The sequence below is a fragment of the Vibrio sp. 05-20-BW147 genome, from assembly GCF_013369385.1.
Lineage (GTDB): Bacteria > Pseudomonadota > Gammaproteobacteria > Enterobacterales > Vibrionaceae > Vibrio > Vibrio floridensis.
On the sequence record NZ_SZTO01000111.1, the window covers coordinates 1 to 614 of the forward strand.

General features: G+C 48.2%; 5 tRNA genes. All 5 read left to right on the forward strand.

What is annotated here, in order from left to right:
• Position 1: 1 nt before the first annotated feature.
• Positions 2 to 78 (forward strand) — tRNA-Met (locus FC652_RS20315).
• A gap of 44 nt (positions 79 to 122) precedes the next feature.
• Positions 123 to 207 (forward strand) — tRNA-Leu (locus tag FC652_RS20320).
• A 54-nt stretch (positions 208 to 261) separates the two neighbouring features.
• Positions 262 to 336, forward strand: a tRNA-Gln gene (locus FC652_RS20325).
• 44 nt (positions 337 to 380) lie between these two features.
• Positions 381 to 465 (forward strand) — tRNA-Leu (locus tag FC652_RS20330).
• A 56-nt stretch (positions 466 to 521) separates the two neighbouring features.
• Positions 522 to 596 (forward strand) — tRNA-Gln (locus FC652_RS20335).
• Positions 597 to 614: the final 18 nt, after the last annotated feature.

Here is a 614-nt window from a genome sequence, read left to right on the forward strand (position 1 = left end):
TGGCTACGTAGCTCAGCTGGTTAGAGCACATCACTCATAATGATGGGGTCACAGGTTCGAATCCCGTCGTAGCCACCATTCCTAAACATTCTCTTCATTGAGAGTTTTTAGGAATAAATAATGCGGAAGTGGCGAAATTGGTAGACGCACCAGATTTAGGTTCTGGCGCCGCAAGGTGTGAGAGTTCGAGTCTCTCCTTCCGCACCATTATTTAAGTTTCTAGTCAATGGTTAGAAACCGATAGCGTAAGCTGTCAGCTGTAGGTCTATCGCCAAGCGGTAAGGCAGCGGCTTTTGATGCCGCCATTCCCTGGTTCGAATCCAGGTAGACCTGCCACTATTTAGCTATTAAGACAATGTCTTGATGCATGAAAATTCGATGCGGAAGTGGCGAAATTGGTAGACGCACCAGATTTAGGTTCTGGCGCCGCGAGGTGTGAGAGTTCGAGTCTCTCCTTCCGCACCATCGATTTGAATTCTAGGCAACGACTTAGAAAACACGATAGCAATGCTGTCATCTGCAGGTCTATCGCCAAGCGGTAAGGCAGCGGCTTTTGATGCCGCCATTCCCTGGTTCGAATCCAGGTAGACCTGCCACTATTTAGCTATTAAGAC